The sequence below is a fragment of the Psychrobacter sp. 4Dc genome (assembly GCF_002836715.1).
GTDB lineage: Bacteria > Pseudomonadota > Gammaproteobacteria > Pseudomonadales > Moraxellaceae > Psychrobacter.
This window is the reverse complement of record NZ_PJAT01000020.1, coordinates 1-6364: the sequence shown is the minus strand read 5'-3', so window position 1 is coordinate 6364 and position 6364 is coordinate 1. Positions and strand designations below refer to the sequence as shown.

The 6364-nt window shown below is 44.0% G+C and carries 3 protein-coding genes; 1 reads left to right on the top strand and 2 read right to left on the bottom strand.

The genetic code is table 11. The features are described 5' to 3' along the window. Nucleotides 1–1341: MFS transporter (locus CXF61_RS01600; protein WP_165596919.1), on the bottom strand; the 1341-nt coding region annotated here is incomplete at its 3' end. 712 nt (nucleotides 1342–2053) lie between these two features. Between CXF61_RS01600 and uvrA the strand changes: the two genes are divergently transcribed. Beyond that, on the top strand, nucleotides 2054–4960 hold the full coding sequence (gene uvrA / locus CXF61_RS01595) for an excinuclease ABC subunit UvrA (RefSeq protein ID WP_165596918.1): 2907 nt from the start codon (nucleotides 2054–2056) through the stop codon (nucleotides 4958–4960). Between the two features lie 171 nt (nucleotides 4961–5131). Here the strand turns inward: uvrA and CXF61_RS01590 are convergent, their stop codons facing one another. Further along, entirely contained in the window at nucleotides 5132–5761 is a 630-nt protein-coding gene (locus tag CXF61_RS01590; protein ID WP_165596917.1) for a LysE family translocator, read from the bottom strand. Nucleotides 5762–6364: the final 603 nt, after the last annotated feature.

Sequence of the window (6364 nt, the reverse complement as noted above, 5' to 3'; positions counted from 1 at the left end):
CAAACTCGAGAGCTGCTGACGTGAATCATCCGTCAACTGTGTCTTATCTAACTTTAGATAGGCGACTTGCTCTTTTGCCATGACGACCAGCTCGTCAACGCCATCTACTGCTAGCATTTGTCGTGACCAATCTTGGATATTGATGTCTTTGGGAATAGTAACCGTCGTGCTCGATAGATAAGGTGGCTGAGAAATGGGAATGATGATAAGCAATGCGGCACCCATAATAATAGCCAGTATGCCCCATGCCAACAAATTAGGTTGGCTTAATAACAGGCCGCCCATTGCCCCGCCTACAAATGCACCAAAGAACTGACTAGAAGAATTAAGCCCCATTGCGGTCGCTTTATTGGCGACTGGTGCGCGCTTAGATATCCATGAAGGAATCGTCGCCTCAAGTAGGTTAAAGCCCATAAAGTACAGCAGCAAACCCAATATGATACCAACACCGACCTGACTACCAAGCGCGAGTATTGCTAAAGCGGCGGTCATTAATGCAATCGCACCCAAAAACACCTGACGCATTTTGCGTTTCTTTTCAGCGATGATGATAAAAGGTATCGCGATGGCGAAGCCAATAAACAATAGTGGCAAATACACCATGCCTTGCTGACGTACTGACAAGCCAAGTACGTCACTGAGCTGGTGCGGCAATATCACAAATATCGCCGTCATCGTCAGATGTAGCGCAAAGATGCCGATATGTAAGCGGTTAAGATCACCAATCTTGAGGACAGTAGCCAACTGTTGACCAATGGTTTTGTTATCTAGATTGTGCTTGAGCACGCGCATAGGCGTCGGTACTACCACTAATAGCAGCATCGCCAAAATAGCAAACCCTGATGTTAGCCAAAACAGTCCAGAGATACCGAGCGAGCCGACTAATAATGGACCAAAAGCAAAGGCAAGCATGATAGAGGTCGCAATCGTCAGACCCATCGTGGCCATCGCCTTGGTACGCATCTCTTCACGAGTCACATCAGCCAGTAATGCCATAAGCACAGCAGAGACCGCACCACTACCCGCCAGCGCCCGACCAATGATCACTTCATAAATATCAGTCGCATTTGCTGCAATCATGCCGCCGACAGCGAACAGTATCAATCCCAAAAAGATAATAGGCTTACGCGGGAATTTATCAGCAGCCAAACTCATCGGTATCTGAAAGATGGCCTGCCCTAAGCCATAAATACCAACGGCCAAACCAATTAAAAACGGCGTCGCGTGTGCATAATTGTCACCATAAACAGAAAATACCGGCACAATCATAAACAAGCCAATCATACGTAAGGCAAAGATGCCACCGACTCCGAGGATTGCCCGTTTCTCTACGCTATTCATACTTGCCTCACTGGTTGATCATTGCTGGTTGCTCATTGCTATCTTTCACGACTAACACTGTGCCATACCATGATTTATCACTACTGGTTTATCAAGGCATTGGCCTATAAATCAAGCCCCCTAGTATAAGACATTCGCCGTTTGGTTGCCGAGACTTTTGTCTTACTGGTGCAGTAACGTATGCGCCCTTAACCCAAGCCATTCATATTACGAGATTATTTTGTTACCAAGTGCATCAGATGCACAGTGACACCTTGAATAATGCTGTCACCATGACAATAAAGTAAAACGTTGTCAGCACAATTAATGGCTCACTCACCATATCTACGTAACGACGAACGCTTCTATAAAATGACATTTTTGGTCAAAACCATAACAAACGATGCCTGTTACTTAACACTGATTTGATTTAGATTTGCTTAGTCCTATAAAAATCATCATAAGAACGACAAGCAACATAAAGTCAAACAATAATAGAAAATGAACAACTAGGCTGGCTTAACTTTTACCTTATCAATGTATGTACCTTTTATAACGACACTGTTCATAACGGTATTATTTATAACGATATCTTTTATAACAACACTACTTATAACAACATCATAAATTTAGAATTATTCACCTTTTAACCAACTATTTTACTGATCTGTATTTACTTTTTGACTTGAGATATTTCCCAATCCCCTTTTAGCAAATAGGAAACCTGTAACCGATGGCACATGACCATATCGCAATACGCGGCGCACGTACTCATAATTTAAAAAACATCGATTTAGACATTCCACGAGATAAATTCGTGGTAATCACTGGCCTATCTGGCTCTGGTAAATCTTCATTGGCATTTGACACTCTGTATGCCGAAGGGCAACGTCGTTATGTCGAGAGTTTATCCGCATACGCTCGTCAGTTCCTCTCGCAAATGGAGAAACCTGATGTCGATAGTATCGAGGGTCTATCCCCTGCGATTGCTATCGAGCAAAAATCAACCAACCATAACCCACGCTCGACCGTCGGTACGATTACCGAGATTTATGACTATCTGCGTCTGCTCTATGCACGCATTGGTACGCCATATTGCCCTGAGCACGGTGAGCCAATGGTCGCACAGTCGGTCACTGAGATGGTCGATCAGGTCATGGCCTTGCCAGATGACACCAAGATTATGATCTTGGCACCCGTCATTCGTGAGCGTAAAGGTGAGCATACTGTCTTGCTTGAGCAGCTGATTGGTCAAGGTTTTGTTCGCGTTCGCGTCGATGGTGATGTCTATGATACCGATGAGCTACCGACGTTGGATAAAAAGAAAAAACATACTATCGAGGTGGTGGTCGATCGCTTTAAAGTTCGTGACGACTTGGGCAACCGTGTCGCTGAGAGCTTAGAGACGGCGTTACGTTTGGGTCAAGGACTGGTCACGCTGCACTTTATGGATGGTAATCCAAAAGAAGGCGGTGACGAAAACCAAGTCATGTCAGCCAAGCACTCATGCCCTGTCTGTGATCGTGCGGTACCTGAACTTGAACCACGCATGTTCAGTTTTAACAATCCATATGGCGCGTGCCCAAGCTGTGATGGCCTCGGTAAACGTCAATATTTCGCCGCTGAAAAACTGATTACTCATCACGAGAAGTCACTTAACCAAGGCGCAATCAATGGTTGGGACAAGCGTCATGCATACTATTTCGGTTTGCTTAGCACGGTCTGTAAGCATTTCAAAATTGACATGGATGCACCGTGGCAGGACCTGTCAAAAGAGCAGCAAGACCTCATCATGCATGGTTCTGGTAAAGAAAAGCTGACCTTTAACTTTACCGATGAGCGCGGTCGCAAAACGAATAAGACTGTACCATTTGAAGGCGTGCTTCCCTACCTAGAGCGTCGTTATGCCAAGACGCAAAGTAACCTCGTCCGTGATGAGTTGGCTAAATATCTGGCTGATACCACTTGTAACGTCTGTGACGGCGCGCGTTTGAATGAAATCTCACGCAATGTCCGTGTTGATGATCAGACCATTGCAGAAATCGTTAAGCTGTCTATCGGTGATGCGGCTGACTATTATAAAACGCTAAAGATTGGCGGTCACAAAGGTGAAGTCGCCGAAAAAATCTTTAAAGAGATTAATGAGCGCTTAAACTTTCTCGTCAGCGTCGGGCTTGATTATTTAACACTCGCCCGCTCTGCCGAGACGTTATCGGGCGGTGAAGCGCAGCGTATTCGTTTGGCTAGTCAAATCGGTGCTGGTCTGATGGGCGTCATGTATGTACTTGATGAGCCGTCAATCGGTCTGCATCAGCGTGACAACGATCGCTTGCTAAAAACCCTAACGCGCTTGCGTGATTTGGGTAATACGGTACTGGTCGTAGAGCATGATGAAGATGCGATTCGCCAAGCAGATCACGTCATCGATATCGGCATCGGTGCCGGTGTACATGGCGGTCATATTATCGCTCAAGGTACGGTCGATGACATCATGGCAAATAAAGAATCGCTCACTGGACAATATATGTCTGGTAAGAAGAAAATCGAGATTCCAACTGTGCGTCATAAAGCCAAAACCATCGATGTGGAAGTCAAAGGTAAGGCCAAAGCCAAAAAAGTACCGATGACCATCGAGCTAAAAGGCGCGTCAGGCAACAACTTACATGATGTAGATTTGACCATTCCTGTTGGGATCATGACTTGTGTGACGGGTGTCTCAGGTTCAGGTAAGTCAACCTTGATTAACCGTACCCTTATGCCATTGGCAGCGACTCAGTTAAACAATGCCTCAACGCTGATTGCTGACAAGTTTGAAAGCATTAGCGGTCTTGAGCATTTGGACAAAATGGTCGATATTGATCAAAGCCCAATCGGTCGTACGCCGCGCTCAAACCCAGCAACTTATACGGGCGTGTTTACCCCTGTGCGTGAGATGTTTGCCCAGACCCAAGAAGCGCGTGCTCGTGGTTATAAGCCTGGTCGCTTTAGTTTCAACGTAAAAGGCGGACGCTGTGAGATGTGCCAAGGTGATGGTCTCATCAAAGTTGAGATGCATTTCTTGCCTGATATGTATGTGCCGTGCGATACTTGTGAAGGCAAGCGCTACAACCGTGAGACGCTAGAGATTCACTATAAAGGCAAAACGATTGCTGATGTGCTTGATATGACTGTTGAAGATGCCGTTGAGTTCTTCTCAGCGATACCAGCGATTTACCGTCGTCTGCAAGCATTGATGGATGTCGGTCTGAGCTATATTCGCTTGGGTCAGTCTGCGCCAACACTATCAGGTGGTGAGGCGCAACGTGTCAAACTGGCGCGTGAGCTTGCCAAACGCGATACGGGACAGACGCTGTATATCTTGGATGAGCCAACCACTGGTTTGCATTTCCATGATATCGATAAGCTGCTCAATATCCTGCATGCCCTACGCGATAAAGGTAATACCATCGTGGTCATCGAGCATAACTTGGATGTCATCAAAACGGCGGATTGGGTGATTGATCTTGGCCCTGAAGGTGGTAAAGGTGGCGGCATGATCATCGCTGAAGGTACGCCTGAGGAAGTCGCGGAAGTAAAAGGCTCATATACGGGTGAGTTCTTAAAGCCAATGCTTGAGCAAGGGTTAAAAGACGTAAGCTAATACAAGTTGGTTAGTTATTGATAAAAGGCTACTCTTTAGGGAGTGGCCTTTTTTAATGTATAGAATCCAAGGTTGCTGTTGCTGTTGCTGTTGCTGTTGCTGTTGCTGTTGCTGTTGCTGTTGCTGTTGCTGTTGAGAGTCGCACTTTGTATTAAATGCTATCTAGTAAATTTAACCCTTCGCTATCAACCATGTGCCAGCCAATCCCATAAATGAAGACCCTACTCGGTTAAATTTTTGACGCGCTTTAGAACTTTTTAGACGTTTTTGCGCATAACTCGCCATAAAGGCATACATCATCATGGCAACAATGGCACAGCTAAAAATCACTAGACATAAAATCGTAATGTCTACGCCTGTCAGACTAGTAACTGGAAAAAAGCTCGGTAACAAGCTGATATAAAATAAAATAACTTTTGGATTGCTAATAGATACCAAAAAGCCTGACATCACACTTTTCAACCCCTCACTCTTATTCTTTAGCGCTATATTTCCAGTAATAATTTCACTTGGCACAGTCGTCCACATCTTGTACGCCAAGTAAAATAAATAACCTGCACCCACAAACTTAACGATAGTAAACAGTGTATTGAAATTACTTGCTAACACGCTCAGTCCATAAGCTGAGAACACCATATAAATAGTGTCGCCTGCGGCAAGTCCAATAATTAAAGGCAGCGCCGCCCAAGAACCTTGCGTCATGGCTTTGGCAATCGTGGCAAACACACCAGGGCCCGGCGTCATGATAAATATGAATACAGCAATGATGAAAGTGAATAGCTGGATGGTTGTAATGGTCATGACAGTCCTTTATGTCTCTATTAATCCTTAAGTATAATTTATTTAATCAACAAATTTCTATTTTAGTATTCGTGTTTGAGATTTTTTGTTCACCTAAATATTATTTTGAGGATATTCTTTTTAGACTATCTATAGAAGCAGAACTAAATTTTTCACCGCAATCATTGAGTGCGGAAATATTAGTGGCTAAATACCTGATCAATGTAATTAAAAGATATTTGGTGGTGTGTCAAAAAGTATGCTGATCAAAATTTGAACAATTTTTGAAGCTTTAAAAGCCATATATAATCAGAGAACTTAGCATAGACTTCTTATTGACTTTTAGCGCCAGCATACTTTTTAGAACACCACCAGATATTTAAATGATGAAATTACTCCTCTAGATATCTGTAGAGTAATTAGTAATATTGACTGTGGTTTTATGGATGCTCAGAGAGATTTACCTGATAACATTTCATACTACCCTTGTTGGCTTGGCAATTTATACAGTAGTTGTGATTGGTGTGATGAGACGTGGACAAATAGCAATGCACCTCACTTGAAACAAGATTTGGAGAATCAGTTGCCTCATGTTAGTGATTAGATTAACAGTAATAGTTGAGC